The sequence below is a fragment of the Polaromonas sp. DSP2-3-2b2 genome (assembly GCF_049895905.1).
GTDB lineage: Bacteria > Pseudomonadota > Gammaproteobacteria > Burkholderiales > Burkholderiaceae_C > Polaromonas.
Genome location: NZ_JAFCTH010000023.1, coordinates 34891 through 59765, shown reverse-complemented (window position 1 = coordinate 59765; position 24875 = coordinate 34891). Strand labels below are relative to the sequence as shown.

Sequence of the window (24875 nt, the reverse complement as noted above, 5' to 3'; positions counted from 1 at the left end):
CCGAACTTGGCGGCCAGCACGGTGGCGATTGCCGCCGTCAGCGTGGTCTTGCCATGGTCGACGTGGCCGATCGTGCCGACGTTGACGTGCGGCTTGGTCCGCGAAAATTTCTCTTTTGCCATTTCCAACTCCGAAAAGTTACAAAACCACTCAACAAACCGTAGCCAGTCGCGAAAAATTTCCGCGACCAACTCAAAAATGGTGCCCATTCCGGGAATCGGACCCGGGACCTCTCCCTTACCAAGGGAGTGCTCTGCCACTGAGCCAAATGGGCTGAATTCAAAAACTTCTTGCGGCAAACGATGCAATGCTGACCTGCAAACTTCCGGACACCTTGGAGCGGGAGACGGGAATCGAACCCGCGTCATTAGCTTGGAAGGCTAGGGTTCTACCATTGAACTACTCCCGCGCAGCCCTGCCAGATCAACCAACACTCAATTTGCCTTACTACCCAAAACCGGCAAAAAACTCTGACGTTGCAATGCAAACTTTCCAGAATCTACCAAATTTGGTGGATGGGGCTGGATTCGAACCAGCGTACGCGTTAGCGAACAGATTTACAGTCTGCCTCCTTTAACCACTCGGACACCCATCCTTCAAGCGAATCACGGATTATGCCACTGTTTTTCAAGAAAACCTAAATCTCGGCAGCAAACCACTTTTAAACTTTCGGATGCGCAATGCGCCAATCGCGCGCCTGTGAAAAATGACCGCAGCCGATGAAAGGCAGAGGTGGCCTCAAGGCCGACAGCGGCGAAGGATGATTGGCCAGCAGCACCTTGTGGCGGCCCTCGTCGATCAGGACCCGCTTGGACTGCGCATGCGCACCCCAGAGCATGAACACCACCGGATGATCGCCCGCCGCTACCTGGCGGATCACGCTGTCGGTCAGCATTTCCCAGCCCTTTCCCGCGTGGCTGGCAGCACTGCCCTCCTCCACCGTCAGGCAGGTATTGAGCAGCAGCACGCCGTGAGTGGCCCAGTTGACCAGACTGCCGCCGGGCACCGGAAACTTCGGCGGCGGTGTGCCCAGGTCGCGCTGCAGTTCCTTGAAGATATTGCGCAACGACGGCGGCAGGGCCACGCCGGGCGCCACCGAGAACGCCAGCCCCTCGGCCTGGCCGCGCCCGTGGTAGGGGTCCTGGCCCAAAATCACGACCCGTACGTCCTTGGCCGGCGTCAGCTCCAGCGCGCGCAGCGGGCGCGGGGGAAAGATCACCGCTCCAGCTTCAAGCCGCTCACTTAAAAAAGCCAGCAGCCTCTGACCGGTGGCGCTGGCAAAAAATTCGTCCACCACCGGCTTCCAGTCTGGCGCAACCGGCCAGTCCGATGGATCGGCGCTCATCAACTGGCCTGGGCTTGCAACGTCAAGCCTTGCGGAAAAATCGTCCTGCGCCATCACACGCTCCTTTGCTTACTCGCCAAACAGCTCGGCCAGCGCCTCGCCCGGCTCGCCGGCGCGCATGAACGCTTCGCCGACCAGGAATGCATGGATGCCGGCGTCCCGCATGCGCCTGACGTCTTCTGGCCCCATGATGCCGGACTCAGTGACCAGCAAGCGCTCGGCAGGCACCCGGCCCATCAGGCGCAGCGTGGTGTCCAGCGACACCTCGAACGTGTTCAGGTTGCGGTTGTTGATGCCGATCAGGGGCGTTTTGAGCTTGAGCGCACGCTCAAGTTCCGCCTCGTCATGCACCTCGACCAGCACCGCCATGTCGAGGGACATCGCCAGCGCCTCGAAGGCCTTCATCTGCGTATCGTCTAGGCAGGCGGCGATCAGCAGGATGCAGTCGGCGCCCATGACGCGCGACTCATAGATCTGGTAGGCATCAATGATGAAGTCCTTGCGCAGCACCGGCAGGCTGCACGAGGCCCTGGCCTGCTTCAGGTAGTCGATGCTTCCCTGGAAAAACTGCTGGTCGGTCAGCACCGACAGGCAGGCTGCGCCAGATTCGGCATAACTCTGGGCAATGTCGGCGGGAATGAAGTCGGCGCGCAGCACGCCCTTGGACGGGCTGGCCTTCTTGATTTCGGCAATCACGGCGGGCTTGCCGGCGGCGATTTTGGCGCGCAGGGCGCCGACAAAGTCGCGGGTCAGGACGCGCGACTCGGCGTCCTTGCGCATGGCGGCCAGCGGCTTGCGGTTGATCGCTTCGTCGATTTCCTGGCGCTTGACGGCAATGATCTTGTTCAGGATGTCACTCATGGGGTTCCAGTGGGTTGGGCGCGGGCGGCGGCTGGGCCTGCCCGGCGGAGGATGGGGACGGCTCGGGGGAGCCGGTTTTGAGAATTTTCACAAAGACGCGGTGCATGACGAATCCGGCGATGATGAACACCAGGGACACGCCCAGCGCGATCCAGACGCCGGCATCGCGCCACATCGGGTCAAGCGCCGGCCGACTGGCTGAAAGCGACCAACTGCGCCAGTTTAGCCTTGGCGGCTCCTGATTCGATAGCGGTACGGGCTTTCTCCACGCCGTCGTTTATCGAATTGACGACATTGGCTGCATACAGCGCAGCGCCGGCATTCAGGATCACGATATCGCGCGGCGCACCCGGCTGGTTGTCGAGCACGCCCAGCAGCATGGCCCGGGACTGCTCGGGCGTTTCCACCCGCAGCGCGCGGTTGCCGGCCATCGGCAGGCCGAAGTCTTCGGGGTGGATTTCATATTCGGTGATTTCGCCGTTCTTAAGCTCACCCACCACGGTGGCCGCGCCCATGCTGATTTCGTCCATGCCGTCCTTGCCATAGACGACCAGCGCGTGTTCAGCGCCCAGGCGCTGCAGCGCGCGCACCTGGATGCCGACCAGGTCAGGGTGGAACACGCCCATCAAAATATTCGGCGCGCTGGCCGGATTCGTCAGCGGGCCGAGGATGTTGAAGATCGTGCGGATGCCGAGCTCCTTGCGCACCGGCGCAACGTTTTTCATCGCCGGGTGGTGGTTGGGCGCGAACATGAAACCCACGCCCACCTCGGCGATGCAGCGGGCAATCGCCTCGGGCGACAGGCTGAGCGAAATGCCCAGCGACTCGACCACGTCGGCGCTGCCCGACTTGCTGCTGACGCTGCGCCCGCCGTGCTTGCTGACCCGGGCGCCGGCGGCGGCGGCCACGAACATGGCGCAGGTCGAGATATTGAAGGTGTGCGAGCCATCGCCGCCGGTGCCGACGATGTCCACCAGATGCGTCTTGTCGGCGACCTGCACCTTGGTCGAGAACTCGCGCATCACCTGCGCAGCGGCGGTGATTTCGCCGATGGTTTCCTTCTTGACACGCAGGCCGGTGATCAGCGCTGCCGTCATCAGGGGCGACATCTCGCCGCTCATGATGAGCCGCATGATGTGCAGCATTTCGTCATGAAAAATCTCGCGGTGCTCGATGGTGCGCTGCAGCGCTTCGCTGGCAGTGATCTTGTGGCTGTTGGGCATGGGACTCTTTGCGATAAGGTATTTTTGCTGTGTATCGGCAGGCGGGATTGTCAGGCCTTGAAGAACTGGCGGATCACGGCGACCGCGTCGTCCACGCCGGCGGCGTCCACATCCAGATGCGTGACAAAGCGCAGACGGTACAGGCCGGTCGCCTGAATGCCGTGCGCCGCCAGATGCTTGAGCAAGGCGGCGGACTGGTCGCGCGCGGCGCCGGTCAGATCGACGAACACGATGTTGGTCTGCGGCGCCTCGACCTGCAGGCCATGGATGCCCGCCAGCGCGTCGGCCAGCCGCTGCGCCAGCGCATGGTCCTGCGCCAGACGCACGACATGGTGGTCCAGCGCATGCGAGGCAGCGGCGGCCAGCATGCCGGCCTGGCGCATGCCGCCGCCGGCCATCTTGCGGACGCGGTGGGCGCGCGCAATGAAATCGCGCGAGCCGCACAGCGCCGAGCCGACCGGCGCGCCCAGCCCCTTGCTGAAGCACACCGACACGCTGTCAAAGCACTGGGCAATGCGGCGCGCCTCAAGAAACGCATCGCTGCCGGTTTGCAGCGCCTGTGCCACGGCGGCATTGAACAGCCGTGCGCCGTCCAGATGCCGGTCCAGGCCCCGGTCTTTCGCCAAATGCGTCGCCTGCCGCAGATAGTCAAACGGCAGCAGCTTGCCGCCCAGCGTGTTTTCCAGCGCCAGCAGCCGCGTGCGGGCGAAATGCGCGTCGTCGGGCTTGATGGCTGCTTCGATGTCGCCCAAGGCCAGCGTGCCGTCGCTCTGGTGGTTCAGTGGCTGCGGCTGCACGCTGCCCAGCACCGCCGCGCCGCCGCCTTCCCAGCGGTAGCAATGCGCCTGCTGGCCGACGATGTATTCGTCGCCGCGCTGGCAATGGCTCAGGATGGCGCACAGGTTGCTCTGCGTGCCGGTGGGCATGAACAAGGCAGCTTCGAAGCCCAGCAGCGCGGCAATTTTTTCCTGCAGCGCATTGACGCTCGGATCGCCGCCAAACACATCGTCGCCCAGCGGCGCCGCCAGCATCGCCGCGCGCATCGCCGCGGTGGGCTGCGTGACCGTATCGCTGCGCAAATCGACTGTTTTATGCATGATTTAGGTCTTTTGCGCATACTGCACGGTCGCAAGCAGCTATCAAATAAATAGCATTCTTCATGCCCGCTGTTCCAGGAAGTTTTTCAGCATCGCATGGCCGTGCTCGGTCAGGATGGATTCTGGGTGAAATTGCACGCCCTGGATAGCCAGCGTTTTATGCCGCACGCCCATGATTTCGCCGTCGTCGGTCCAGGCGGTGACTTCGAGCACGTCGGGACACGTCGATTTTTCAATCGCCAGCGAGTGGTAGCGGTTCACGGTGAACTGCTCGGGCAGGCCGGCGAACACGCCCTGCTGCGTGGTCGTGATGACGCTGGTCTTGCCATGCATCAGTTCCTGCGCCCGGATGATCTTGCCGCCAAAAGCGCTGCCTATCGCCTGATGGCCCAGGCAGACGCCCAGAATCGGCAGCTTACCGGCAAAGTGCTGGATCGCCGCCACCGAAATCCCGGCCTCGGCTGGCGAGCACGGGCCGGGCGACACCACCAGCCGGTCGAGCTGGCCCGCGTCGAGTTTGGCGGCAATCCCGGCCACGGAAATCTCGTCGTTGCGAAACACCTCCACCTCGGCCCCCAGCTCGCCAAAATACTGGACGATGTTGTAGGTGAAGCTGTCGTAGTTATCGATCATCAAGAGTTTCATGCGTGACATGGTTCAGCCTTCCTGGCGCAGGCGCTGGAATTCGCCGCGCTCAAATTCGATGGATGCGTCGATCATGGCGCGGTAGGCGGCCTCGATCACGGACTCTGGCGCGCCCTGCGCGGCCGCCATGGCCGTGACCCGCTCGACGATGAAGTCGATGCGCGCCTGGTCATGCACCTGATCAGCGCTTTGCTTGATGCGCGCGGCCTGGGTCATGTAGCCGCTGCGCTCGGCCATCAGCGCGACGATGCGCTCGTCGAGCGCGTCGATATGGCGGCGCACATCGGCCATGGTGTGGCAATGCGCCACCTTGTGAATCAGCGTTGTCATGGCTTACTCCAGCCCTTCTTCAACCAGTTCGCTGGCGCGCAGCAAGGCGCGCGCCTTGGCTTCGGTTTCTTTCCATTCCAGTTCAGGCACCGAGTCGGCCACCACGCCGGCGGCCGCCTGCACATAAAGCATGTTGTCCTTGATGATGCCGGTGCGAATCGCAATCGCAACATCCATGTCGCCGGCATAGCTCAGGTAGCCGCAGGCGCCGCCGTACAGGCCGCGTTTGGTCGGCTCCAGCTGGTCGATCAGCTCCATCGCATGCACTTTCGGCGCGCCGGTCAGCGTGCCGGCCGGAAAGGTGGCCTTGAGCACATCCATGCTGGTCATGCTGTCGTTCAAAATGCCCTCGACATTGCTCACGATGTGCATCACATGGCTGTAGCGCTCGACGGCGAAGGCTTCGGTCACCTTGACCGTGCCGGTTTGGGCGATGCGGCCGATGTCGTTGCGCGCCAGGTCGATCAGCATGACGTGTTCGGCGCGCTCTTTCGGGTCGTTGATGAGTTCGTGCTCGGCGGCCTTGTCGGCTTCCAGCGACGCGGCGCGGGGCCGGGTGCCGGCCAGCGGGCGGATGGTGATCTTTTGCCCCTCTTCCACCTGCTCCTGGCGCACCAGAATCTCGGGCGACGCGCCGACCACATGGAAGTCGCCGAAATGGTAGTAATACATATAGGGCGACGGGTTGAGCGAGCGCAGCGCCCGGTACAAACTCAGCGGCGACTCGGTGTAGCGCTTCCTGATGCGCTGGCCGACCTGAACCTGCATGAAGTCACCGCCTTCGATCAGCTTCTTGGCGCGCTCGACGGCGGCGATGTAGTCGGCCTTGGCGAATTCGCGCTCGGCCGGGTAGCCTTGACTCGGCTTGACGATGGGCGCGCTGACCGAATACTTGAGCTGCTCTTTCAGCTCGCGCAGGCGTTTCTTGGCATTCGCATAGGCTTCGGGCCGGGCCGGGTCGGCATAGACGATCAAATACAGCTTGCCCGACAGGTTGTCGATCACCGCCAGTTCCTCGCACTGCAGCAGCAAAATGTCAGGGCAGCCCAGCGTGTCGGGCGGGCAGGTGCTTTCCAGCTTTTTCTCGATGTAGCGCACCGCGTCGTAGCCAAAGTAACCCGCCAGGCCGCCGCAAAAGCGCGGCAGTCCGGGCCGCAGCGCGACCTTGAAGCGCTTCTGGTAGTCGCTGATGAAGTCGAGCGGATTGACTGTTGAGGTTTCAACCACCTGGCCATCGGTCACGACCTCGGTCAGCACGTCTGCGCCAAAGCCCGACGAGCGCAGCAGCGTGCGCGCCGGCAGGCCGATAAAGCTGTAGCGGCCAAAGCGCTCGCCGCCGACCACCGATTCGAGCAAAAAGCTGAACTTGCCGCCGTCCTTCGCATGGGCCAGCTTGAGGTAGAGCGACAGCGGGGTTTCCAGGTCGGCAAAGGCCTCCAGCATCAGCGGAATGCGGTTGTAGCCTTGCACCGCAAGGCTCTTGAATTCAAGTTCGGTCATCACTGTATGTCCTTTTCCGGAAAAAGCGCTGCGTGTCAGAAACGCGGTCTTCCGTGATTCAAATACCCCGGAGTTTGGGGCCGAAATACTCTTGCGCAGGGCAGGAGCGCATCAACTCAAGAGGTGGCAGCGGTGCCGGAGCAATGCGCAGGCTCGGGGCAATGAGCGGAGCGCGCCTCAGGCGTGCCGTGAACGACAGGGGCGCCAAAGCCAGGCTCCCCGGCTTGTAAAAGCTGTTTGAACGATGCGTTGGATGGACATGTTGGCCAAAGTGTAGCAAACAGCCACAGACCCCGGTCAAGCGTTAAAAAAGTCACAGGGCCGCGCTGCGCGATCAGCCATAGTCATGGCAAACCCTTCTTGCCGACAGGCTGGCCCGAGCCGCACAATAGCCTCGCAAGCGAACGATCGTTCTATTCATAATTCTTAGGGGACTCTTCATGACTTTGACCAATCGATGCCTGGCGGGCCTGGCCGCTTTGATGATGTCGGCAAGCCTTCTGGCGGCCCCGGTGGAGGTATCAAGCATTAAGCTGGCCGATCCGGTGGAACTGGCGGGCTCCAGGCTGCAACTCAATGGCGCCGGCATTCGCTACAAGGCCGTCTTCAAGGTCTACGTCGCGGCGCTGTACCTTGAAAAAAAGGCCGCCACCCCGGAGGAGGCCTTTGCGGTCCCGGGCGCCAAGCGCATCAGCATCACACTGCTGCGCGAGATCGATTCGAATGAACTCGGCAAGAGCTTTACCAAGGCGTTCGAGGAAAATGCCCCCAAGACGGAGATGTCCAGGCTGATTCCGGGCCTGCTCAAGATAAGCCAGGTGTTTTCAGACCAGAAGAAAATGCTGCCGGGTGAAAGCCTCACCATCGACTGGATCCCCGGCACCGGCACGGTGTTCTCGGTCAAGGGCAAGCCGCAGGGCGAGCCGATCAAGGAGGTCGAGTTCTACAACGCCATGCTGCGCATCTGGCTCGGGCCCAAGCCGGCCGACTGGAAGCTCAAGGACGAACTGCTCGGCAAGGCGGCCTGAAGCCGCTTGGCTCCGGCGGTCCTGAAAGCTCAGCGCCGTCCGGACAGTTCAGCCAGCGAATTGACAAAGCCGTCAGCATCCACGCCGCGCACCGGCGCGCCATGGTTGTAGCCGTAGGTTACCAGCAGCACCGGACAGCCAGCCGCCCGCGCCGCCCGGGCGTCGTTGCTGGAGTCGCCAATCATCAAGGTGCGCGCCGGCAGCGTTCCCAGAAACTCGCAGGCCTTGCGCAGCGGCAGCGGGTCGGGCTTTTTGCGCTCGAACGAATCACCGCCAAAGACTTCGCAAAAAAATCCGTCCAGTTTTTTGAGCCTGAGCAGGGAACGGGCAAAGGCCAGCGGCTTGTTGGTCAGGCAGACGAGCGGTAGACCGCTCTTTTGCAGGCTGTCCAGGCCTTCGAGCACTCCCGGATAAAGCGTTGAATGCTGGCCGTTGATGGCCGCATAGTGGCGCTGGTAGCTGGCCTGGGCGCAGTCGTAGATTGCTACTGAATCAATAGCCGCATCCGCCCGCCCTGATTGCGCAAACACATGATTTAGCACTGATTTCACAAGGTGCTCGGAGCCTTGGCCGACCATGCGGCCTACGGCGGCGGCATCGAGCGTTTCGCCGGCCGATTCCCAGGGCAGCACTTCGGCCAGCATCAGCCTGAGCGCCACCACGAAGTCGCCCAGGGTGTCGACCATCGTGCCATCGAGATCGACGATAGCCGCATCAAGCTGGCCGAAGTGCAGGCGAACAGGTTTCGTCATGGAGAAAAATGAGGGTTTGAGGTGAGGGCTGATTGTGCCCCCCGCTTGAGGCCGCGATGCACCGGCCGGCGCTTTAAAAGCGCTCCTTGACGCCGGTGAACATCGCCCGGATCAACCGGGTTCGCTCCAGGCGGCCCATGACAATCGCGGCCAGGGCATGCAGCGTTGCCAGACCAATCAGCAGGTTGCCCAGCACTTCGTGGACTTCCATCAGCAGCTCGTCACCCCAGAAGGCGTCCAGCGTCTGCATCCATCCGGTGACGCCCAGCCCCAGCACCAGGCTGATCAGGGCCAGAATCATCAGCGCGCCCACGGGGTTGTGGCCCCAGTGCATCTCGGGCTTGCCGGACTTGAGCTGGCGAATGTGCCGCCCCAGCCGGGCGGGCGTGGGAAAAAAGCTTGAAAACCGCGCGTAGCGAGAGCCGATAAAGCCCCAGACGATGCGCGCCAGCACCAGCGCCAGTGCCAGATAACCGACCCACTGGTGCAGCGCCTTGCCGTCGCCCAGCACGAAGTAGTTCACCAGCACGCACGAAACCAGCGACCAGTGAAACACCCGCACGAAGCGGTCCCAGACGGGCTGGGCCGCCCCCTGCATGCTCACTTGCTTTCCATCGGGGTGCCGGTGGCTGGATCAAAGTAGATTTCAACCTTTTTGCCAGCCTTGTCGAGGCCGTAGATTTCGTAGCATTTGCCCTTGCTGACCTTGAAGGTCTTGATCTGGTAGCCCTGCACTTCAAGGTTTTTCTTGAAGTCGGCCTCTTTCATCCACTTGTCCTGGGGGACGCTGCAGGTCGGACCGGCGAATGCGACGCTGGACAGGGCAATCAGAAGGGGGGCGAGAAAAATGGATTTCATGGGGTGCTCACTGGTAGGTTGAATGCCAGCACTTGCTGACCCCTCGTATTTCACGCCAGCCAGATTAAGGGTTGCTGAAGGCCGCCCTTCAGCCCTTGAGCGCGGCCCGCATCGCGTCGATCACCGCCCGGTAATCGGGCTTGCCGAAAATCGCGCTGCCCGCCACAAAGGTGTCGGCGCCGGCATCGGCCACGCGGCGGATGTTGTCAATCTTGATGCCGCCATCGACTTCCAGGCGAATGTCGCGGCCCGAAGCCTCGATGCGCTTGCGCGCCTGCTCGACCTTGCGCAGCGCCGAGTCGATGAAGCTCTGCCCGCCAAAGCCGGGGTTCACGCTCATGATCAAAATCAGGTCGATGTCGTCGACGGTCCAGTCGAGCACGTCCAGCGGCGTCGCCGGGTTGAACACGAGGCCGGCCTTGCAGCCCTTGGCCTGGATCGCCTGCACGCTGCGGTGGACATGGCCGGATGCTTCGGGGTGAAAGCTGATCAGGTCGGCGCCGGCATCGGCAAAGGCGGCGGCCAGGGCGTCCACCGGCTGCACCATCAGGTGTACATCAATCGGCACGGCCGAGCCGTCGGCGCGCACGCAATGGGGCTTGAGCGCCTGGCAGACCATTGGCCCGAAGGTCAGGTTGGGCACGTAATGGTTGTCCATCACGTCAAAGTGAATCCAGTCGGCGCCGCCGGCGATGACGGCTTTGAGCTCGTCGCCCAGGCGGGCAAAGTCGGCGGACAGCAGGGACGGGGCGATGCGGTAAGTGGGCGTGGTGTTGGGCATGCGCCGGATTGTCGCAGCAAGCAGGAGCGGCGCCCCGAGGGCAAGGCCGGCGGCCTGACAGCGTCACACCGGGCGGTTAACATCACGGCCAACCGATGTTTCTGCTGCCAACGCCATGCCCAAATACCAATTTTCCTGCCAAGTCACCCCCCAATACCTGCCTGAACAGTCAGCGCCGGAACAGGGAATCCATGGCTTTTCCTACACCGTGACCGTGACCAATACCGGCGAGGTCGCGGCCCAGCTGATTTCACGGCACTGGATCATCAGTGACGCCAACGGCCATACCGAAGAGGTCAAGGGCCTGGGCGTGGTCGGCCAGCAGCCGCTGCTCAAGCCCGGCGAGTCCTTCCAGTACACCAGCGGCTCGCGCCTGCGCACCGCCACCGGCACCATGCACGGCAGCTATTTTTGCGTGGCCGAGGACGGCGAGCGCTTCGAAGCGGCGGTTTCGCTGTTTGTACTGGAAGCCATCGACGACAACGGCCCTGCCGGGCGCGTCCTGCATTGACCGGATGGCAGCGGCGCCTGCAATGAAGGACCTGACCCGGCTGCTGGGAGCGCTGGACCCGGCCGCCGGACTGGCTGACCGGCATGTCTGGCTGATCAGGCTTTTCGTATGGATTCGCGGCGACCGGACCTCGGTCCAGACTGCCGTGGCGCGGGTGCAGGCCTTCATCGACGCGGTGCAGCGGCAGCCGGAACTTCAGACCCGCCTGCAAGCCTGGTGGGCAACCTTGACCCGCACGGTGGACATCACGCCGCTGCTGGCGGATTTCGGCTTTGCGCCACGCACCGCCTTTGTCAGCGAACTGGCCGAGCGCCTGCGCCGCAAGCTGCTGCCCGGCACCCCGGAGACGCTTGACGCCTCCGAGCTGTTTCCACTGGTGGCGACCGCGCGCTTTGATGTCCAGTGGATGAGCGCCCTTGAAGAGTCGCAGGTCGACCAGCTCACCGCGCTGCTGTCGGCCGACCCGGCGCGGGACACGCTGGACTGGCACCACAGCCTGATGGACGCGCTGACTTACTGCACAGCGCAGATCCGCGCCACCGGCTTTGCGCCGGAATTGCGGCTTCGCATGAACCGGGCCAGCCCGCATGCCAGAGCCTTTCACGCCCTGCCCGCCGATGTGCAGGAGCTGCGCACGGCCTTTTTCCAGCCCGCGCCTAGCGAGGCTGCGCTGCAGCACGCCGTCAGGCAATACCGCGAACGGTTAGACGCCTGCCGCCAAGCCGTGGGCAGCATTTATGCGCATCTGGAGGAAAACGGCATTTCCCTGGGCATGGTGTTCCGGCTGCGCCAGCTGCGCGCCCGCATGCTGCGCCAGCGCGAACTGCTCGAAGCCCTGCTGTCGGCCAAACCGGCGATGGCCGCGCTCAAGCTGCTGGCGCGCCGCGTCACGCTCGCGCAGGAAAGCAAGAGCATCGGCGCCTTGATCAGCGCCAATTCGACCCTGCTGTCGGCCAAGATGGCCGAGCGCAGCGCCGAGACCGGCGAGCACTACATCACGCGCAACCGCGCCGACTACAAGGAAATGCTCGGCAAGGCGATGGGCGGCGGCGCCGTCACCGCGCTGACGACGCTGCTCAAGTTCATGGTCGTGGCCATCGGACTGTCGGCGTTCTGGAGCGGCTTCTGGTCGGGCGTGGCCTATGCCGCCTCGTTCATCCTGATCCAGCTGCTGCATTTCACGCTGGCCACCAAGCAGCCGGCCATGACCGCGCCGGCCATGGCCGCCAAGCTCAAGAACATCGACTCGGACGACTCCGTCACGACGCTCGAAGACTTCGTTGACGAGGTCACGCACCTGGTGCGCTCGCAGGTGGCGGCGGTGTTTGGCAACGTCTTCATGGTGGTGCCGGCGGTGCTGCTGGTCAATGTGGCGATCGAGCTCGCGCTGGGCCGACCGATGATCGGCGCGGACAGTGCCCGGCATGTGCTGGAATCGCTCACGCTGCTCGGCCCGACGCTGCTCTGGGCGGCGTTCACCGGCGTGGTGCTGTTTTCTTCGAGCATGATTGCCGGCTGGGTCGAGAACGGGTTCGTGCTGCACCGCCTGGACTCGGCGATGCGGCACAACCCGCGCTTTACCGCCGTGCTGGGCAACGAGCGCGCGGCCCGCTGGTCGATCTTCATGCGTGAACATATTTCGGGCTTTGCCTCGAATATTTCCCTGGGCTTCATGCTCGGCCTGATTCCGGCCTTCACCGGTTTCTTTGGCCTCGAACTCGAATTGCGCCATGTCACGCTCTCGACCGGGCAGCTGGCCGCCGCCGGCGCGTCGCTCGGGCTGGAGGCGTTCCGGCAGACGGCTTTCTGGTGGAGCGTGGCGTCGATTCCGCTGATTGGCGCGCTCAACCTGGGCGTGAGTTTTTACTTTGCCTTCCGGCTGGCGCTGCAGGCGCACAACGTCAGCAAGCTCGACCGTGCCCGCATCCGGGCGGCCATTCTGGCGCGCTGGCGCCGCCATCCGCTGAGCTTTTTCATCCCCCGCTGACCCAGGTGTTTTCATCCTTTTCCTACATGAAAATTCGGCAAAGGACGGTAAATTCAAGAAACATCGTTGTTTCTCCCCCCGGCACAAACCAATTTTTTGCCCGGCTTGAGGCCTTTCCAAGACCGGGCCTGCCGTCGGCCACCCGCCCTACCCGGGCAGTTCGGCCCCAATCCTCGCGTGGAGACATCACCCTATGAATGAACTCATGGCCATATGGGCCGAATGGATCAAGCCTTCGGCCGGGCTGCCCACCGTGCAATGGTCCATCCTGCTGGCGCTGGCCGCCGCCGCCGGCCACCTGGTCAACCGCTATACCGGCCTGCCCAAGGTCATCGGCTATTCGGCCGTCGGCACCTTTGCCGGCCTGGCCGGCTTCACCGGCGCGGCCTGGCCGCTACAGGGAACAGGCCTGTTTCTGCTTGAACTGGGCGTGGCGGTGGTGCTGTTCGAGGCCGGCGGGCGCATCTCGCTGCGCTGGTTTCGCCACAACCCGATGCTGCTGGTGCAAAGCGTGGCTGAGTCGGCGTTGACGTTTTTTGGCGTGCGCTGGCTGCTCAGCCTGCTCGGCATGCCACCGGTGGTGGCCGAGTCGCTGGCGCTGGTGGCCATGGCCGCGTCGCCTGCGGTGCTGTCGCGCGTGGCCATCGACACCCGGGCCGCCGGGCCTGTCACCGAGCGGGCGCTGGCGCTGTCCACGCTGAGCAGCCTGTACGCGCTGACGCTGTGCAGCGCCAGGGCCGGCATGCTGCCGCGCGGCGAGGCCGGCCTGTCGAACACGCTGCTGCCGGTGATGGTGGTGCTGGGCCTGTCGGTGGTGGTCGGTGCGGTGCTGGCGCTGGTGCTGCGCGCAGCCTTGCGGGTGATGAGCCCGACCAGCGAGAACACCGCCATCTTGCTGCTTGCCGTGATTGCCGCCGGCGCTGCGCTGGCGGCCAACTTTGGCGGCTCGGCGCCGCTGGCGGCGCTGCTGGGCGGCATGCTGCTCAAGCAGCTCAACCCGCGCCCCTGGTCTTGGCCCCGGCAGATGGGCACCGCCTCGTCGATGCTCACCATGCTGATGTTCGTGCTGGTGTCGGTGGTGGCCGCGCAGGCCGACTGGAGCCGGCCGGTCGCCGGCCTGGTGATGGGCCTGGTGCTGATGCGCATGATCGCCAAGGTGGCCGGCGTGTCGCTGGGCAATGCCGGCAGCGGCGCCAGCTGGAAGCAAGGGCTGTGGGTGGGCTGCGCCATGTCGCCGATGTCGTCGGTGTCGCTGCTGCTGGTGTCGCAGTACGTCGCCGCGTCCGGCCCCATTGGCGGCCAAGTCGCCATGGTCGCGCTGCCGGCTATTCTTTTGATGGAAATACTCGGCGCGGTGCTTGCCACGCTGGCGCTGTACCGCGCCGGCGAATGCTCCCGGCCCTGGGCGCCGGTGGTGCGCGGCGCTTCAACCGGACCTGTCCATGAGTCTTGAACATTTCGAAAAATCGGCCGCCCTGTCGCTGGGCGTGGAGCTGGAAATGCAGCTGGTCAACACCCACGACTACGACCTGGCGCCCTACGCCGAGGACATGCTGCGGCTGATGAGCAAGATCCCGCTGCCCGGCGCGGTGGTACCCGAGATGACGTCAAGCATGATCGAGGTCTCGACCGGCGTGTGCCATTCGTCCTCCGAGGTGCTGGGCCAGCTCACGCAGATCCGCGACGCGCTGGTCAAGAGCGCCGACAAGCTCAACATTGCTATCGTCGGCGGCGGCACGCACCCGTTCCAGCAGTGGCACGAGCGGCGCATCTACGACAAGCCGCGCTTTCGCGAGCTTTCCGAGCTCTACGGCTACCTGTCCAAGCAGTTCACCATCTTCGGCCAGCACGTGCACATCGGCTGCCCTGACGCTGACACCGCGCTGCTGACGCTGCACCGCATGTCGCGCTACATCCCGCACTTCATCGCGCTGTCGGCGTCCAGCCCCTACGTGCAGGGCCAGGACACGGCGTTTGACTCGGCGCGCCTCAACTCGGTGTTCGCCTTTCCGCTGTCGGGCCGCGCGCCGTTCGCGCTGACCTGGGACGAGTTCACGGTGTACTTCAACAAGATGGCGCGCACCAAGGTGGTCAAAAGCATGAAGGATTTCTACTGGGACATCCGGCCCAAGCCGGAATTCGGCACGATTGAGATCCGCGTTTTTGATACGCCGCTGACCATCGAGCGCGCCACGGCGCTGGCCGGCTATGTGCAGTCGCTGGGCTGCTGGTTCATGAACGACGAGACCTTCATGCCGGCGGAAGACGATTACCTGGTCTACACCTACAACCGCTTCCAGGCCTGCCGTTTCGGGCTGGACGCGGTGTATGTCGATCCGGCCACCGGCGGCCACATGCCGCTGCGCGAACACATCCTCATGACCATGGACCGCATCGAACGCCACGCCGCCAGCGTGGGGGCCAGCGCGTCCATCGACCTGCTCAGGCGCAGCGTCGAGCACGGCGACAACGACGCGCGCTGGCTGCGCGAGCGGCAAGGCGAGGAGCGGCTGCTGGCCGAGGTCATCCGGCAGGCGGCCGAACGCTTTCGCGGCGGCGTGGGCCATGCGCCGGGCTGATTTTTCGTAACTGTTTGGGGTTCTGGGTTTTGCTTGGCTTTGGTTGGCTTTGGTTGGCTTTGCTGGGTTGGGCTGGCCGGGGGTTGCCCGGCGGCAAGTAACTTTCTTTTGCTGCGCCAAAAGAAAGTCACCAAAGAAAAGGCGACCCGACTGTCTGGGTCCCTGCGCTTCGCTTCGGGTAACCTGTGCTGGCTGGCAAAAGCGGGGGTCGGCGCAAACTCGCTTCACTGCGTTGCGCTCAAACAACGCGCCGCCCTAATCCCGCTTTTGCCAGCCATCACAGGCCCAGCCAGAACGGGACTTGCGGGAACGGATTCGGGGACAGATGCGGTCACTTATGCATCAAAAGTGACTCTTGCGCTTGCTACGCCTGCGTGAGCAGCTATTTAATTAGTAGCGTTTGTTATTTAGAACTCGGCGCGGTGGCTGTTTGGCTGTTTGGCTGTTTGGCTGTTTGGCTGTTTGGCTGTTTGGCTGTTTGGCTGTTTGGCTGTTTGGCTGTTTGAATTTTCATTCCCCGCCTGTCCCGTTCTGTATGGGCCTGCGCTGCCTGAGAAAAATGAGATCAGGGCCGCGCGCTGTTTGAGCCGCAGGCGAGTTTGCGCGGACCCCCATTTTTCTCGGGCAGCGCAGGTCGCCCGAAGCGAAGCGCAGGGACCCAGACAGTCGGGTCGCCTTTCTTTTGCTTACTTTTCTTTGGCGAAGCAAAGAAAAGTGAGTTGCCGCCGGGCAACCCCCGGCCAGCAAAACCAAGCAGAGCCAACCCAGCCACAGATATCGCAAAACCCAAGCAGCAGCAGCGCAAGCGCTATGCTAGCCATCATGGGTGAATTCGACTTGATCGCGCGTTATTTCACGCGCCTCGCCGCAAGGGCGGTACTTGGCGTGGGCGACGACTGCGCGCTGCTCCAGCCCGCGCCCGGAACGCAACTGGCCATTTCCAGCGACATGCTGGTCGAAGGCCGGCATTTCTTCGCCGATGTCGATCCGTTCACACTCGGCCACAAGGCGCTGGCGGTCAACCTGAGCGACCTAGCCGCGTGCGGCGCCACGCCGCTGGCCTTCACGCTGGCGCTGGCGCTGCCCCGCGTGGACGAGGCCTGGCTGCAAAGCTTTTCGCAGGGACTTTTCAAGCTCGCCGACGCCCACGGCTGCGAACTCGTCGGCGGCGACACCACGCGGGGGCCGCTGAACATCTGCATCACCGTGTTTGGCGAAGTGCCGGTGGTCCATGGCAAAAGCCAGGCGCTGCTGCGCTCGGGCGCCCGGGCCGGCGACGACGTGTATGTCAGCGGCACGCTGGGCGATGCCCGGCTGGCACTCGAAGCGCTGCGCGGCAGCATCGCCTTGCCGGCCGAATTGCTGGCGCAGGCCCGGCAGCGGCTGGAGCAGCCGACGCCGCGCATCGCGCTGGGCATGGCGCTTCGGGGCGTGGCCTCGGCGGCGCTGGACCTCAGCGACGGCCTGCTCGGCGACCTGCGGCACATCCTGGAGGCGTCCGGCGTCGGCGCCACGCTAAACACCTCGATTGCTATTAAATTACTAGCTTCAAATGACCATCCAGCCTGCGCAACAGCCCTTATTTCCTTGAAAAACCGGCTGGACTACGTGCTTGCGGGCGGCGACGACTATGAACTCGCCTTCACCGCCCCGGTGTCGGCCCGCCAGGCGGTGCAGGCCGCAGCGCGACAGGCCGCGACGCCCGTGACCCGCATCGGCTGCATCGACGCTGAACCCGGCCTGCGATTGCAGGACGCCGACGGCCAGCGCCTGTCGGGCGCGTTTTCTTCCTTCGACCACTTCGCCTGAACCCGGAACCCCACGCATGACCGATCTTCCCCTGTCGCCCCTGCCCGCCAGCGCCGGCCCCCGGCAGCCCACGGCCAAATTCCTGCTGGCGCATCCGGCGCACTTCATCGCCCTGGGCTTTGGCTCGGGCCTCAGCCCGGTCGCCCCCGGAACCGCCGGCACGCTGTGGGCCTGGCTGTCGTTTTTGCTGCTGCAGCGCTGGTTCTCGCCTGCCGGCATTGGCTGGCTGATTGCCGTGTCGGTTCCGCTGGGCTGGTGGGTCTGCACCGTCACCGCGCGCAACCTGCGGGTGTTTGATCCCGGCAGCATTGTCTGGGACGAGATCGTCGCCTTCTGGGCGGTGCTGTGGCTGATCATGCCGGCGGGCCTGCTGGGGCAGGCCATTGCCTTTGCGCTGTTTCGCTATTTCGATGCCGCCAAGCCCGGCCCGGTCGGCTGGGCCGACCGACTGTCGCACGGCGTTAACCCGGCCACCCACCGCAACGCCTGGACCTGGGCTGGCTTTGGCATCATGTTTGATGACCTGGTGGCGGCCGGCTGCACGCTGCTGGCAATCGCCCTGTGGAGGTTTTTCGCATGACCGGAGCGCTATCTAAAAAAGAGCTGCAAGCGCCCACTATTGTTGCGCAAACGGCCGATTTGGCTGATATTCTTCAAAAGAAGGGTTGGTGCATGGCAACCGCCGAAAGCTGCACCGGCGGCCTGATCGCGGCGGCCTGCACCGACCTGGCCGGCTCCAGCAACTGGTTTGAGCGCGGCTTTGTCACCTATTCGAACGCTGCCAAGACCGAACTGCTGGGCGTTGATGCGGCACTGATCGGCCGTCACGGCGCCGTCAGCGAAGCAGTGGCGCGCGCCATGGCGCAGGGCGCGGTGGCGCATTCACATGCGCAGGCGGCGGTGGCGGTGACAGGCGTTGCCGGCCCAGGCGGCGGCAGTGCGGACAAGCCGGTCGGAACAGTGTGGTTCGGCTGGGCCACGCCACGCGGCACGGTCACTGAAATGAAGCGCTTTGACGGGGACCGCGCCAGCGTGCGCCAGGCCACCGTGGCGCATGCGCTGGCGCGGCTGCTGGAACTGCTGGCCCTGCCCGCGTGAAGCCGTCCCCTACTCGAACGCCCTCACGCTGACGCCGTGCTGCTCGGAAAACGCCTTGAGGATGCCGGCCAGGTGCGCATCCGTTAGGGTGGTGGTCAACTCGACCAGCTTGTTGCCGCTGCCCTTTTGGCTGTCGCTGACCAGCACTTCCGCTTCGGGGTCCTGCGCCGCGAGCAATTGCTGCAAGGTGGTTTGCAGCGAGCCCATGACCTCGCCCTGCTGCGCCTGGCTGCGGTCTGAGTCGGCCGGATACTGCACTTCAAACGAGAAATTGGTTTTTTGCGCCATGGCGTTCAGCGCGCGTTTTCAAGCCTGGCCGACAGCGTGATCTCGGGCACGCTGACCAGTGCCTTGGACAACGGACAATCCTTCTTGGCACCCTCGGCGATTTCCTGGAACTGCGCTTCGGTGATGCCGGGGACCACGGCGGACAGCGTCAGCGCGATGCGGTCGATCACAAACCCGTCGCCCTGCGTCACCAGTCGCACCTTGGCCTCGGTGTCGACCAGTTCGGTGGCAAAGCCGGCCTTTTCGCAGGCAAACGAAAACGCCATGGTGAAGCAGGCCGCATGCGCGGCGCCCAGCAGTTCCTCGGGATTCGTGCCGCGCCGGTCGTCCTCGAAACGACTGCCAAAGCCGTAGGGGTAGGCCTTGAGCGCGCTGGTTTCGGTGCTGATCTGACCCTGGCCCTTTTTGCCTTGGCCTTGCCAATGAACGGATGCGGTTTTTTCAGTCATGGATATCTCTTTTCGGTTGAAAAAGCGCGCTTGGGCGCGCTGCTGCCCCAGTGTGCGCGCCGGTCTGCGGCCAGAGCGTCAGACAAGGCCGCAAACGCCGCTTGCAGGCTTCCTACACCCGGCCCCGCCCTGCCCGCTGGCGAAAGCACGGCTTTCAGCGGTCGTCGCCGGTGTCGAGGTTTTTCATCTGCCAGAGCATGCGCGCCAGTTCAGGCTTCAAGGTCGCCCGCGCCTGGGCATCGAGCCCCGCCAAGCTGCCCGCCAAGTTCAGGGCCTGCGGGGAAATCGGCGCGCCTTTGCGGGCAAAGACGACGGAGTTGCTCTTTTCCAGCGTCACGATCTCGACCGCGTTGCCGCCAAAGCTGCGGCGGATGCGTTCGAACAGCAGCGGGTAGTCGGGATGGTCGTAATGCAGGTTGACCGCCAGCACGCCGCCGTCCGGCAACGCCGCCAGGCAGTCGTCGTAGAAGCGCTGGCTGCACAGCGCGGCGGGCTGGCCGTCGAGGTCAAAGCCATCGACCAGCAGCACCGCATAGCATGGCGCCTGGGACTGCAAATACAGCGCGCCGTCGGCCGCCACGACCTTAAAGCGCTCGTCGTCAGGCGGCACCTGGAAGTCGCCGCGCAGCGCGATCACATGCGGGTTGATCTCCAGCACCGTCATGCGGCTGGCGGGCAGGAAACGGTGGCAGAACCTGGCGATCGAGCCGCCGCCCAGGCCAATCATGCCGATGTGCGCGGGGGCCGGGTTGAACAGCAAAAAACCCATCATGGTGCGGGTGTAGTCGACCTCCAGAGCGCAGGGGCTGTCCAGGCGCATGCGGCTTTGCAGCTCGCCCAGCGTGAAATGCAGCGACCGGGACGCGCCGTCATCGAGCACGAAAGGCCGGGCATATTGCAGCGACAGGAAACCGTCCGGCAATGGCGGTTCAGCAGGCATGTTGCAGGGGATGGGTCTTCAGGGGCATCGGGTCTTTCTGGGTCGGCGGGCAGGCTGCTGACACGATGATGATTATCGGCGCGCCGCCAGCGTACACGCGGGGGTTGGGCTGCTTGCACGGGCTGCGCTTTGGTAGCAGACTGGCGGGACCGCAATCCACCCGCAGGAGATCCGCATGACGCCAGCCAGTCCCGAACAATTCAAGGATGCCGTCCGCCAGGCGTGGGACGAGTCGGCCAGCGGCTGGAACCACCAGACGCCGGCGATCCACGACTGGCTTGCCGCCCCCACGGCGGCGCTGCTCGATGCGGCGCGGATCGGCCCGGGCATGCGCGTGCTCGACATTGCCGCCGGCGCGGGCGACCAGACGCTGGACATTGCCCACCGGGTGGGAGACAGCGGCCGGGTGCTGGCCACCGACATTTCCCCGGCTATTTTGCAGTTCGCTAGCAAGAATGCGCATCAAGCCGGGCTGGCGCAGGTGCAGACGCGGGTCAGCGACGCCGAGGACCTGGCGCTCGACGAAACCGGTTTTGACGCGGCCTTGTGCCGGCTCGGCCTGATGCTCTGCCCCGACCCGTTGCGCGCGCTGCGGCAGATGCACCGGGTATTGCGGCCGGGCGGGCATGCCGCCGTGCTGGTCTTTTCGGAGCCGCAGCGCAACCCGTGCATCGGCATCCTGATGACCACCGCGTGCCGGCATGCGGGCCTGGGGCCACGCGATCCGTTTGCGCCGGGCGGGCTGCTGAGCCTGGGCAAGCCGGGACTGCTGCAAGACTATTTCAGCCAGGCCGGATTCACCGATGTGGCCACGGAGCGAATCTACGCGCCGTTCCAGCTGCCTTCGGCGCGCGATTATTTGCACTTCGTGCGCACCTCGGCGTCGCCCATCCTGCAGATCCTGGGCCATCTGAACCCGGAAGCCCGCGAACTCGCATGGGAAGACATGGAGGAGCAGCTGGAGGTCTTCCAGCTGCCTGATGGGGGCTGGGAAGGTCCGAACGAATTGCTGCTGGTCCATGGCATGCGGCCGGTCGGTTAAGCGGGGAAAGCGGTAGCTGGGACACGGCTACAGGACCTTATATTGCAACATTGCCCGCCATGCGGGTGCCGAAAAAGATACCGCGCAGCCGGCTTGCTGCACTGAGCGCGACTTGTTCAGCCTTGCCGCGGCATGGGCTGCGCTGCCAGCCGCAGACCCAGGGCATTCATCACCTTCAAAATGGTGGCAAAGCTGGGGTTGCCCTGTCCTGACAGCGCTTTATACAGGCTCTCGCGCCCCAGGCCGGTGTCCTTGGCCAGTTGCGTCATGCCACGCGCGCGGGCAATGGTTCCCAGGGCCGTGGCAAGAAAGGCGGCATCGTCGCCCGCCTCTTCCAGACAGGCCGCAAAGTAGGCGGCAATGTCTTCCTCGGTCTTGAGGTACTCGGCACTGTCGTAAGGGGTGGTTTTTGTCTTGGTTTCCATGATGGACTCCTAAAGGTTTTGCGCCAGTTGCAGCGCTGTCTGAATGTCCTTTGCCTGGCTGCTCTTGGGACCGCCGGCCAGCAAAATCACCAAAGCGCCGCCGCGCTCGGTGTAGTACAAGCGCCAGCCGCTGCCAAAGTGCAGCCGCAACTCGCTCACCCCGGCGCCCACGGGTGCCACGTCACCGGGGCTGCCGTCCTGCAGGCGGTCAATGCGCACCTGAATCCTTGCCCTGACCTGACGGTCGGACAAGGATTCGAACCACACCTCGAACTCGTCGGTTTTCTCAAGCTGCATCACGGTCTTACTGTATCCCATTTTATACAAAACAGGAGGGCAAAACGGGCTTGCCCGGTCGCTTTCCCTGGAAATCCTACGCCGGCATCACGCCATCAATTTCAGCCCCGGCGGCAGCGATTCGCCGAGCATGCGGCGCTTGGTGGCTTCGTCGAGTTCGACCTTCTTTGCCACCATCGCCAGCCACGGCGCGGGCGCCTGAACCGCCCTGAGCCGCGCCAGCACCTGCTCGCGCAGCGCCGGCGGCAGGTCCCGGGCCCGGTCGTTGGTCACGCGCGCCAGGTTGACGGCGGCAAAGGCGGCGGCCTCCAGGCGCTTCCAGTCGAGCGCCAGCAAGGCGTCAATCCAGGCCGAGGCAGTCGCTGCCGGCACCACGTCATGCGGACTGCCATGAAAAGGCTCGCGCGCGCCGATGCGGCCCAGCGCCCACAGGCACAGGCTGTCGTCGGCGCTGCCGTCGTGGCCTGCGCGCTGCCGGGCCGGCGGCGCGGCGGATTTATTGATCCGCCCCAGCAGCCATTCGCCGACCTCGGCCTTGTAAGCCGACGGAATCCGTTCCAGCGATGCGCCTAGGCGCAGCATGTCGCCCTGGCTGCCGCTGACCGGCCTGGCGCCTTCCAGGCCGTCCGCGCCGTCTTCGCTGATCTGCAGGTTGAAGGCAAAGTCATCCAACAGGCGCAGCTGCCCGGCGGTGTCCAGCCCCCCTGCCACGCGCCGCCACAGCGTCCACCATTCGGCGCCCACCTGCCGGTCATTCGGATGCTGCACGCCCAGCGGCAGCAGCATCCAGAGTTGCTGCACCCGCCAGGCGTCGAGCGGGTCGCCAAAGCCGGGGCGCAGGCCGTAGCCTGCCAGGTTCAGCCAGACGCGCTCATGACCAGCGCTGCGGCGCCGGCCGCGTTCGCGCTGCCACAGGGCGTCGAACAGCTGGCGCAGCACCGGCGTTGTCCATTGCGCGCGGTCGCCGAGCAGGCGTTCGAGCTGCGCGCGCAACTGCGTGACCTCTTTCGGGCTGACCTGCTGCTTGTTCGTGCCGAAGATGCGGTCGATCTGGCCGATGGCCTCCACCATGCGCGCAGCCAGCCGGCGGTCTGGCGCGTCAGGGCCTTCGGCATCGCCTTGCGGCTGGCGCAGGTCGAACGCCAGCAGCCAGCGCTGGCGCGCGTCGGACTGGGCCACGCAGTGCAGCTCCAGCGTGCCGACGTCGGTCAGCACCACGGCCAACTGCACGGCAATGTCCTGCCGCGCCGGCGGGCCGCTGGCGGCGGCGGCGCCCGGGCCGGCGGGCAGCACCATGACGATGGGCGGCAGGCGCTCCAGCGCGGCCTCGTCGAGCGTGACCAGCTCGCCGGCTTGAGGCGGCGCCTGGCCGGCGCCTTCGGCCACGGCGCTGAACAGCTGAAAGCGCACCGGCTGGCCGACGCGCAGGGCGAAGCTGCGGCCGGCCAGCAGCGCCTCGTGCCCGGGCTCGCTGCCGCGCGGCAGGATGCAGATGCCGCGCGCCTTGCCGGCCTGCTGGCCCGTCGCTTTCGCGTCGTCAAGCCGCAAAAAGTAGCTGCGCGCCGAACCACCGCCGATGCGCGGCGCCAGGCCACGCTGCGCCAGCGCATGGGCGACCGCGCCGCGTGCCACCGCCACGTCGGGGTTGTCGTTGTGCAGCAGGCGCAGCGGCGCGCCGCGCCAGTCGCCCAGCGTCTCGGCCAGCCGCCGCGCCAGCGCATCGGCGCGGAACACGCCGCCATTGAGCAGCAGCGTATCGGGCAAGTCCGGGCCGTGCTGGCGCAGGAAGGCGGCGATGTGGCGGGTAATGGCCGCGTCGCGCGCATACGGCAAGCCAAAGGCGACAATGCCGCCGCGCGCCTGCACCGGCTGCGCGTCCAGCCCGACCTGCGGAAAAAAACCGTCCACGATCAGGCGCTCGACCTCTTCGCGCTTGAGCATCACCGTGCGGCTGCCGCCAATCAGTTTGGCGCCACCGCCCAGCAGCGTGACGGGCGCCTGTTCGGGCGCGTCATGGGCGAGCAACACTTCCTTGGCGGCGCGGCAGCGGTCCATCAGCTGCGCCAGCCGGCTGGCCGACAGCGGCGCGCCCGACGAGCCGCCCATGCGCGCTTCCACGGCATGCGCCAGCGCCAGGTCCATGTTGTCGCCGCCCAGCATCAAATGGTTGCCCACGCCGATGCGCGTCAACCGGGGCTGGCCACTGGAGCCATCCAGTTCCACGTCAATCAGGCTGAGGTCGGTGGTGCCGCCGCCGACATCGCAGACCAGCACGCGCCGGGTCTGCGCCAGTTCCCCGGCCAGCCGGCCCTGGTGGCGCAGCAGCCAGTCGTGGAACGCCGCCTGCGGTTCTTCGAGCAAGCGAAGAGCAGGCAACCCAGCCAGCCGGGCGGCGTCAAGGGTCAGTGCGCGGGCGCCTTCGTCGAAGGATGCCGGCACGGTCAGCCTGATTTCCTGCCGTTCGAGCAGGCTGTCCGGAAAGCGCGCATTCCAGGCCGAACGCACATGGCGCAGGTAGCTGGCGCTGGCCTGGACCGGCGAGATTTTCGGCACATCGTCGGGCGCGCCCCAGGGCAGGATGGGCGCCAGCCGGTCCACCGCCGCATGCGACAGCCAGCTCTTGGCGCTGACCACCAGCCGGCCCGGCACCTGCGCGCCCAGCCGGCGCGCGAGTTCGCCGATGACCACCGGCGGCTGGTTGGCGTTGCCGCTTTCGGCGGGCCACGGCAATTGCAGCGCGCTAGGCGCCAGTTCGCCTTCGGCAGGGTGAAAGCGCACCGAGGGCAGCAGCGGCAAGGCGGCCACTTCGCCCGGTGCAACCAGTTGCTCGATGTCGAACACGCTGATTTCGGCCGCCTCGCCCTGCCCTGCCGCGACCGGCGCATAGGCGACAACCGTGTGGGTGGTGCCGAGGTCGATTCCGACGATGTAGTGGTTCATCAGGTGGGGCGCTTCAATTCAATCTTCAGGTTGTGTTTGTCAATACTCAGCTCGCCCCATCTGCGCATAACTCCTTCCCCCGCTGGGGGA

28 protein-coding genes and 3 tRNA genes are annotated in these 24875 nt (G+C 64.9%); 9 read left to right on the top strand and 22 right to left on the bottom strand.

The annotated features are described in order from the left end of the window. From ACP7AD_RS15955 to trpE, 12 genes are all read right to left on the bottom strand, one after another. Nucleotides 1-122: GTP-binding protein (locus ACP7AD_RS15955; protein ID WP_426166218.1), on the bottom strand; the 122-nt coding region annotated here is incomplete at its 3' end. A gap of 77 nt (nucleotides 123-199) precedes the next feature. Next, nucleotides 200-274 (bottom strand) — tRNA-Thr (locus tag ACP7AD_RS15950). Between the two features lie 61 nt (nucleotides 275-335). Beyond that, nucleotides 336-409: transfer RNA gene (locus tag ACP7AD_RS15945), tRNA-Gly, on the bottom strand. 100 nt (nucleotides 410-509) lie between these two features. Then, nucleotides 510-595, bottom strand: a tRNA-Tyr gene (locus ACP7AD_RS15940). Nucleotides 596-661: 66 nt separating this feature from the next. Continuing rightward, nucleotides 662-1399 (bottom strand): uracil-DNA glycosylase, encoded by a 738-nt coding sequence (locus ACP7AD_RS15935; RefSeq protein ID WP_426148678.1) that lies wholly within the window; start codon nucleotides 1397-1399, stop codon nucleotides 662-664. A gap of 15 nt (nucleotides 1400-1414) precedes the next feature. Further along, nucleotides 1415-2206, bottom strand: a complete 792-nt coding sequence (gene trpC / locus ACP7AD_RS15930) for an indole-3-glycerol phosphate synthase TrpC (protein WP_426148679.1) — start codon at nucleotides 2204-2206, stop codon at nucleotides 1415-1417. Beyond that, entirely contained in the window at nucleotides 2199-2381 is a 183-nt protein-coding gene (locus ACP7AD_RS15925) for a hypothetical protein (protein ID WP_426148680.1), read from the bottom strand. The genes trpC and ACP7AD_RS15925 overlap by 8 nt, the downstream gene beginning before the upstream one ends. Before the next feature lie 4 nt (nucleotides 2382-2385). Further along, a complete protein-coding gene (gene trpD / locus ACP7AD_RS15920; protein ID WP_426148681.1) occupies nucleotides 2386-3429 on the bottom strand; it encodes an anthranilate phosphoribosyltransferase in 1044 nt (347 codons plus the stop codon). 50 nt (nucleotides 3430-3479) lie between these two features. Next, nucleotides 3480-4526 carry a low-specificity L-threonine aldolase gene (ltaE, locus tag ACP7AD_RS15915; protein WP_426148682.1) on the bottom strand — a complete coding sequence of 349 codons (1047 nt, stop codon included), beginning with the start codon at nucleotides 4524-4526 and terminating at the stop codon, nucleotides 3480-3482. 60 nt (nucleotides 4527-4586) lie between these two features. After that, entirely contained in the window at nucleotides 4587-5171 is a 585-nt protein-coding gene (locus ACP7AD_RS15910) for an aminodeoxychorismate/anthranilate synthase component II (protein WP_426148736.1), read from the bottom strand. A gap of 12 nt (nucleotides 5172-5183) precedes the next feature. Then, a complete protein-coding gene (locus ACP7AD_RS15905; RefSeq protein ID WP_426148683.1) occupies nucleotides 5184-5501 on the bottom strand; it encodes a chorismate mutase in 318 nt (105 codons plus the stop codon). A 3-nt stretch (nucleotides 5502-5504) separates the two neighbouring features. After that, nucleotides 5505-7004 (bottom strand): anthranilate synthase component I, encoded by a 1500-nt coding sequence (gene trpE, locus ACP7AD_RS15900; RefSeq protein WP_426148684.1) that lies wholly within the window; start codon nucleotides 7002-7004, stop codon nucleotides 5505-5507. 437 nt (nucleotides 7005-7441) lie between these two features. Here trpE and ACP7AD_RS15895 point away from each other — a divergent pair, with 437 nt between their 5' ends. Next, nucleotides 7442-8029 (top strand): chalcone isomerase family protein, encoded by a 588-nt coding sequence (locus ACP7AD_RS15895; protein ID WP_426148685.1) that lies wholly within the window; start codon nucleotides 7442-7444, stop codon nucleotides 8027-8029. A 29-nt stretch (nucleotides 8030-8058) separates the two neighbouring features. Here the strand turns inward: ACP7AD_RS15895 and ACP7AD_RS15890 are convergent, their stop codons facing one another. The 4 genes from ACP7AD_RS15890 to rpe form a co-directional block, all read right to left on the bottom strand. Beyond that, the gene (locus ACP7AD_RS15890; protein WP_426148686.1) at nucleotides 8059-8781 is read right to left on the bottom strand and encodes an HAD-IA family hydrolase; all 723 of its coding nucleotides are present in this window, start codon (nucleotides 8779-8781) and stop codon (nucleotides 8059-8061) included. A 73-nt stretch (nucleotides 8782-8854) separates the two neighbouring features. After that, on the bottom strand, nucleotides 8855-9379 hold the full coding sequence (locus ACP7AD_RS15885; protein WP_426148687.1) for a cytochrome b/b6 domain-containing protein: 525 nt from the start codon (nucleotides 9377-9379) through the stop codon (nucleotides 8855-8857). A 2-nt stretch (nucleotides 9380-9381) separates the two neighbouring features. Next, on the bottom strand, nucleotides 9382-9639 hold the full coding sequence (locus ACP7AD_RS15880; protein WP_426148688.1) for a PepSY domain-containing protein: 258 nt from the start codon (nucleotides 9637-9639) through the stop codon (nucleotides 9382-9384). An 88-nt stretch (nucleotides 9640-9727) separates the two neighbouring features. Continuing rightward, the gene (gene rpe, locus ACP7AD_RS15875; protein ID WP_426148689.1) at nucleotides 9728-10420 is read right to left on the bottom strand and encodes a ribulose-phosphate 3-epimerase; all 693 of its coding nucleotides are present in this window, start codon (nucleotides 10418-10420) and stop codon (nucleotides 9728-9730) included. 115 nt (nucleotides 10421-10535) lie between these two features. On the opposite strand from rpe, the gene apaG reads away from it, so the two are divergent. The 7 genes from apaG (at nucleotide 10536) to ACP7AD_RS15840 (ending at nucleotide 18404) form a co-directional block, all read left to right on the top strand. Further along, nucleotides 10536-10931, top strand: coding sequence for a Co2+/Mg2+ efflux protein ApaG (gene apaG / locus ACP7AD_RS15870; RefSeq protein WP_426148690.1), 396 nt, complete (start codon nucleotides 10536-10538; stop codon nucleotides 10929-10931). A 22-nt stretch (nucleotides 10932-10953) separates the two neighbouring features. Next, nucleotides 10954-12918, top strand: coding sequence for a site-specific recombinase (locus tag ACP7AD_RS15865; RefSeq protein ID WP_426148691.1), 1965 nt, complete (start codon nucleotides 10954-10956; stop codon nucleotides 12916-12918). 193 nt (nucleotides 12919-13111) lie between these two features. Further along, entirely contained in the window at nucleotides 13112-14371 is a 1260-nt protein-coding gene (locus tag ACP7AD_RS15860) for a cation:proton antiporter (protein ID WP_426148692.1), read from the top strand. Beyond that, a complete protein-coding gene (locus ACP7AD_RS15855; protein ID WP_426148693.1) occupies nucleotides 14361-15497 on the top strand; it encodes a YbdK family carboxylate-amine ligase in 1137 nt (378 codons plus the stop codon). The genes ACP7AD_RS15860 and ACP7AD_RS15855 overlap by 11 nt, the downstream gene beginning before the upstream one ends. Nucleotides 15498-16307: 810 nt before the next feature. Then, nucleotides 16308-17306, top strand: coding sequence for a thiamine-phosphate kinase (gene thiL, locus ACP7AD_RS15850; RefSeq protein WP_426166215.1), 999 nt, complete (start codon nucleotides 16308-16310; stop codon nucleotides 17304-17306). A gap of 16 nt (nucleotides 17307-17322) precedes the next feature. Next, the gene (locus ACP7AD_RS15845) at nucleotides 17323-17886 is read left to right on the top strand and encodes a phosphatidylglycerophosphatase A family protein (RefSeq protein ID WP_426148695.1); all 564 of its coding nucleotides are present in this window, start codon (nucleotides 17323-17325) and stop codon (nucleotides 17884-17886) included. Beyond that, nucleotides 17883-18404, top strand: a complete 522-nt coding sequence (locus tag ACP7AD_RS15840; RefSeq protein ID WP_426148696.1) for a CinA family protein — start codon at nucleotides 17883-17885, stop codon at nucleotides 18402-18404. Before ACP7AD_RS15845 ends, ACP7AD_RS15840 begins: the two co-directional genes overlap by 4 nt. Before the next feature lie 9 nt (nucleotides 18405-18413). On the opposite strand, the gene ACP7AD_RS15835 is transcribed toward ACP7AD_RS15840, so the two are convergent. The 3 genes from ACP7AD_RS15835 to ACP7AD_RS15825 form a co-directional block, all read right to left on the bottom strand. Beyond that, the gene (locus ACP7AD_RS15835) at nucleotides 18414-18692 is read right to left on the bottom strand and encodes a hypothetical protein (protein ID WP_426148697.1); all 279 of its coding nucleotides are present in this window, start codon (nucleotides 18690-18692) and stop codon (nucleotides 18414-18416) included. A 5-nt stretch (nucleotides 18693-18697) separates the two neighbouring features. Continuing rightward, nucleotides 18698-19141, bottom strand: a complete 444-nt coding sequence (locus ACP7AD_RS15830) for an OsmC family protein (RefSeq protein ID WP_426148698.1) — start codon at nucleotides 19139-19141, stop codon at nucleotides 18698-18700. 154 nt (nucleotides 19142-19295) lie between these two features. Continuing rightward, on the bottom strand, nucleotides 19296-20081 hold the full coding sequence (locus ACP7AD_RS15825) for a transferase (RefSeq protein ID WP_426148699.1): 786 nt from the start codon (nucleotides 20079-20081) through the stop codon (nucleotides 19296-19298). A 175-nt stretch (nucleotides 20082-20256) separates the two neighbouring features. On the opposite strand from ACP7AD_RS15825, the gene ACP7AD_RS15820 reads away from it, so the two are divergent. After that, a complete protein-coding gene (locus tag ACP7AD_RS15820; protein ID WP_426148700.1) occupies nucleotides 20257-21123 on the top strand; it encodes a class I SAM-dependent methyltransferase in 867 nt (288 codons plus the stop codon). Nucleotides 21124-21239: 116 nt separating this feature from the next. Here ACP7AD_RS15820 and ACP7AD_RS15815 read toward each other — a convergent pair whose 3' ends face one another. The 3 genes from ACP7AD_RS15815 to ACP7AD_RS15805 form a co-directional block, all read right to left on the bottom strand. Further along, nucleotides 21240-21548: an addiction module antidote protein gene (locus ACP7AD_RS15815; RefSeq protein WP_426148701.1), complete on the bottom strand. Its 309-nt coding sequence runs from the start codon at nucleotides 21546-21548 to the stop codon at nucleotides 21240-21242. 9 nt (nucleotides 21549-21557) lie between these two features. Beyond that, nucleotides 21558-21845, bottom strand: a complete 288-nt coding sequence (locus ACP7AD_RS15810) for a type II toxin-antitoxin system RelE/ParE family toxin (RefSeq protein WP_426148702.1) — start codon at nucleotides 21843-21845, stop codon at nucleotides 21558-21560. 87 nt (nucleotides 21846-21932) lie between these two features. Then, nucleotides 21933-24785, bottom strand: a complete 2853-nt coding sequence (locus ACP7AD_RS15805; RefSeq protein WP_426148703.1) for an Hsp70 family protein — start codon at nucleotides 24783-24785, stop codon at nucleotides 21933-21935. Nucleotides 24786-24875: the final 90 nt, after the last annotated feature.

Bases quoted from the DNA above. Each gene is read 5' to 3' on its own strand.
- ACP7AD_RS15830 (WP_426148698.1), bottom strand. From the start codon at position 19,141: ATGACTGAAAAAACCGCATCCGTTCATTGGCAAGGCCAAGGCAAAAAG.
- ACP7AD_RS15825 (WP_426148699.1), bottom strand. From the start codon at position 20,081: ATGCCTGCTGAACCGCCATTGCCGGACGGTTTCCTGTCGCTGCAATAT.
- ACP7AD_RS15885 (WP_426148687.1), bottom strand. From the start codon at position 9,379: ATGCAGGGGGCGGCCCAGCCCGTCTGGGACCGCTTCGTGCGGGTGTTT.
- thiL (WP_426166215.1), top strand. From the start codon at position 16,308: ATGCTAGCCATCATGGGTGAATTCGACTTGATCGCGCGTTATTTCACG.
- trpD (WP_426148681.1), bottom strand. From the start codon at position 3,429: ATGCCCAACAGCCACAAGATCACTGCCAGCGAAGCGCTGCAGCGCACC.
- rpe (WP_426148689.1), bottom strand. From the start codon at position 10,420: ATGCCCAACACCACGCCCACTTACCGCATCGCCCCGTCCCTGCTGTCC.
- ACP7AD_RS15820 (WP_426148700.1), top strand. From the start codon at position 20,257: ATGACGCCAGCCAGTCCCGAACAATTCAAGGATGCCGTCCGCCAGGCG.
- ACP7AD_RS15895 (WP_426148685.1), top strand. From the start codon at position 7,442: ATGACTTTGACCAATCGATGCCTGGCGGGCCTGGCCGCTTTGATGATG.
- ACP7AD_RS15815 (WP_426148701.1), bottom strand. From the start codon at position 21,548: ATGGAAACCAAGACAAAAACCACCCCTTACGACAGTGCCGAGTACCTC.
- ACP7AD_RS15865 (WP_426148691.1), top strand. From the start codon at position 10,954: ATGAAGGACCTGACCCGGCTGCTGGGAGCGCTGGACCCGGCCGCCGGA.
- ACP7AD_RS15835 (WP_426148697.1), bottom strand. From the start codon at position 18,692: ATGGCGCAAAAAACCAATTTCTCGTTTGAAGTGCAGTATCCGGCCGAC.
- ACP7AD_RS15925 (WP_426148680.1), bottom strand. From the start codon at position 2,381: ATGTGGCGCGATGCCGGCGTCTGGATCGCGCTGGGCGTGTCCCTGGTG.
- ACP7AD_RS15890 (WP_426148686.1), bottom strand. From the start codon at position 8,781: ATGACGAAACCTGTTCGCCTGCACTTCGGCCAGCTTGATGCGGCTATC.
- ACP7AD_RS15855 (WP_426148693.1), top strand. From the start codon at position 14,361: ATGAGTCTTGAACATTTCGAAAAATCGGCCGCCCTGTCGCTGGGCGTG.
- ACP7AD_RS15840 (WP_426148696.1), top strand. From the start codon at position 17,883: ATGACCGGAGCGCTATCTAAAAAAGAGCTGCAAGCGCCCACTATTGTT.
- ltaE (WP_426148682.1), bottom strand. From the start codon at position 4,526: ATGCATAAAACAGTCGATTTGCGCAGCGATACGGTCACGCAGCCCACC.
- ACP7AD_RS15910 (WP_426148736.1), bottom strand. From the start codon at position 5,171: ATGAAACTCTTGATGATCGATAACTACGACAGCTTCACCTACAACATC.
- ACP7AD_RS15880 (WP_426148688.1), bottom strand. From the start codon at position 9,639: ATGAAATCCATTTTTCTCGCCCCCCTTCTGATTGCCCTGTCCAGCGTC.
- ACP7AD_RS15905 (WP_426148683.1), bottom strand. From the start codon at position 5,501: ATGACAACGCTGATTCACAAGGTGGCGCATTGCCACACCATGGCCGAT.
- trpC (WP_426148679.1), bottom strand. From the start codon at position 2,206: ATGAGTGACATCCTGAACAAGATCATTGCCGTCAAGCGCCAGGAAATC.
- ACP7AD_RS15935 (WP_426148678.1), bottom strand. From the start codon at position 1,399: ATGGCGCAGGACGATTTTTCCGCAAGGCTTGACGTTGCAAGCCCAGGC.
- ACP7AD_RS15810 (WP_426148702.1), bottom strand. From the start codon at position 21,845: ATGCAGCTTGAGAAAACCGACGAGTTCGAGGTGTGGTTCGAATCCTTG.
- ACP7AD_RS15845 (WP_426148695.1), top strand. From the start codon at position 17,323: ATGACCGATCTTCCCCTGTCGCCCCTGCCCGCCAGCGCCGGCCCCCGG.
- ACP7AD_RS15805 (WP_426148703.1), bottom strand. From the start codon at position 24,785: ATGAACCACTACATCGTCGGAATCGACCTCGGCACCACCCACACGGTT.
- apaG (WP_426148690.1), top strand. From the start codon at position 10,536: ATGCCCAAATACCAATTTTCCTGCCAAGTCACCCCCCAATACCTGCCT.
- ACP7AD_RS15860 (WP_426148692.1), top strand. From the start codon at position 13,112: ATGAATGAACTCATGGCCATATGGGCCGAATGGATCAAGCCTTCGGCC.